Below are 2,360 nucleotides of genomic sequence, written 5' to 3' on the forward strand. Positions count from 1 at the left end.
GTCCGCGTTGAGTAGCCCACAAATCCCCGTATGCACGCCCAGTCTGCCGAGTACCGCCGTCAGGTAGCTGCCGCGTGCGCCGGCGTGATCGGCCACAGCGGTGTTCGCGGAGTCGGCCTGTTCCACCAGGCCGGCCCCGCGACGGCGGGTGTTGCGCCGGCTGCTGACGCCGAGCGTGGCGGTCAATGCGCTGGCGACCCCGTGACCCATGGCGTCGGTGACGCTGAAGTGCAGCAGTTCGCGGGCGAGGCTGTAGTCGGAAGGTGTCGCCGCCGACGCTCGCAGCCGGTTCCAGCCAGCCGGAGAGGGTGAACGCGCCGGCCTCGCAGGTGAATGAGGGGGCAACAGCCGCCGCTGGATCTCTGCCGAGAGGGTGAACGTGGTGGTCCACTGCCCCATACGAACAGATCGGTGTACCGACGGTTCGCGATCACCACAAAGGCCAGGGCGTGCGCGGTGCGGCCGATCTCCGCCAGCACCTCCGGGCCGGGCTCGGCCGGCAACACCCTCTCCAGCAGGCCGATCACCTCGCCGCGATCAGTCACCGGCGCCAGCACCGCCCACCCGTCGGCCTGTGCGCTCACCTGCAGCGTCTGGGTGCGCAGCGCCTGCCCGGCGACCCTCGTCGAACGGCAGCACGGAGGCGACCTCGTGGCCATTCCGGCGACCTGCCTCGATTCCCGATAACGAGCTTGCGGGCGACGAGGTGTGGGCCAACCGGACCAGCGCCCGGCCGCTGAGGTCCGCATCAGGAAAGAGGCGGTACGCGCCCGCAGCGCCGTCCCCAATTCCCGCGTGACCGCCTCGACCGCGTCGACCGGCGAGGCGTTCTGCGCGGCGACCACCATGCCGGCCAAGACGGCGTCTCGGCTTGATTCACGCTGGGAGCATACGAAATGCCGGCTGACGACGTCGGCAACGTCCCCACATCGATATGCAGACCCGGCTGGGAGGGGCGAGAGCTGTTTAGTCGTTGATCGTACGGGTATGTACGGTCGTTGCTTCCCGGGCCATCGGAGGACTGCATGTCGACGGACGCCATTGTCATCCTCAAAGACGATCACAAGAAGATCAAGAAACTGTTTCGCGAATTTCAGAACGCCGGCGAGAATGCCGAGGCGGCCAAGGGACGCATCGTCAAGCAGATCATCGAAGAATTGACGGTGCACACCTACCTCGAGAATGAGGTCATGTACCCCGAGGTGCGCAAGTTGCTGCCTGCCCTCGAGGACGACGTACTGGAGTCGTACGAGGAACATCACGTCGCGGACATTCTCTGCGCCGAGTTGGCCACCATGGACGCCGGTGATGAGCGTTTCGACGCCAAGACGACAGTGCTCATCGAGAACGTCACGCATCATATCGACGAAGAAGAGCACGACTGGTTCCCACAGGTCCGTGAGGGGGTCGGCCGGAAGCAGCTGCAGGAGTTGGGCGCTCGGATGAACGACATGCGGGAGAAGGCCCCGCGCAGCCCCGCGCAGCCGTCGGCACTCAAGAAGGCTGTCGACGCCGTCATCGACTGATGCTTGACAGCGTCGGATCCGCAGCGAGGCGGATCCGGTCGCAGCCTTCGGCCTTAGCCCGGTGAAGCGCCTCGTCGGCAGCCGAGAGGTCGGGGAGCGTCGTTCCGGAGGATGACGGCGCGGCTCTGCATCGCGGCCTGCATCTGCACGGCCAGGTTCGCATTCACGGCACCTAACCATCGGTATCTCGATCGGTCAGGACGACCTGTTCCCGACGGCGAGACAGCCGCCTTCGCCGACGACGACCAAACGATCTTGGTGACAGTTGTGCGCCGGGCCGACTCGGCCTTGACAGACACCCCAGTGGGGCGACCCGCTGACAATCCTCAAGATCAACGCTCAGATCGACTATGACACCGCACCGCTGGTTCGGCTTGCCTTATCGCAGATTCCGGTGCTACTCGGCGGCGGCCGGCGTCTGTTCGAGGTGCTGCCGTCGCGCGGCGAGCTGGACATTGTCCGGGTGATCGACCCTCCGGAGGCCACCCACATTCGCAATCGCATCCTCCGCTGACCCGACCGCCGGCTCAAAGACTCATCGGCGTGCGAAGACATTCACAGTCGGCCACCTGGGCCCGGTCAAGCGTTCGGACCTCGTCACGGGCAGCCGAGCGCGACGGGTCGGCGAAACGTCAACGCGTTGGGCTGCTATTGAGCGACTCCCGTCCTGTGCCCGCCTTTCTCAACCTTCGGGCAAAGACCGACGTGGCCGTCACACCCGTCACCGTCATCACCTTCCACGCCGATGTCCATACCGGACGGTTACGGCGAGCCGGCGTGCCGGTGAAGGTCGGCACGCCGACCCACATCCTGCCGAACGATAGGCGACGAGGC

General features: G+C 65.9%; 2 protein-coding genes. One reads left to right on the forward strand and one right to left on the reverse strand.

Features of this window, described 5'->3' with window-relative positions:
• The coding region (locus AB0M20_RS38710) for a SpoIIE family protein phosphatase (RefSeq protein WP_364305935.1) at window positions 1-399 on the reverse strand (399 nt) is incomplete at its 3' end.
• 626 nt (window positions 400-1,025) lie between these two features.
• On the opposite strand from AB0M20_RS38710, the gene AB0M20_RS38715 reads away from it, so the two are divergent.
• Window positions 1,026-1,526, forward strand: coding sequence for a hemerythrin domain-containing protein (locus AB0M20_RS38715; RefSeq protein ID WP_364305936.1), 501 nt, complete (start codon window positions 1,026-1,028; stop codon window positions 1,524-1,526).
• Window positions 1,527-2,360 lie beyond the last annotated feature (834 nt).

It is taken from the genome of Actinoplanes sp. NPDC051633 (genome assembly GCF_040681735.1).
GTDB lineage: Bacteria > Actinomycetota > Actinomycetes > Mycobacteriales > Micromonosporaceae > Actinoplanes.

What these genes read in the sequence shown, in the direction of transcription:
- AB0M20_RS38715 (WP_364305936.1), top strand. Translation starts at nt 1,026, where the DNA reads ATGTCGACGGACGCCATTGTCATCCTCAAAGACGATCACAAGAAGATC.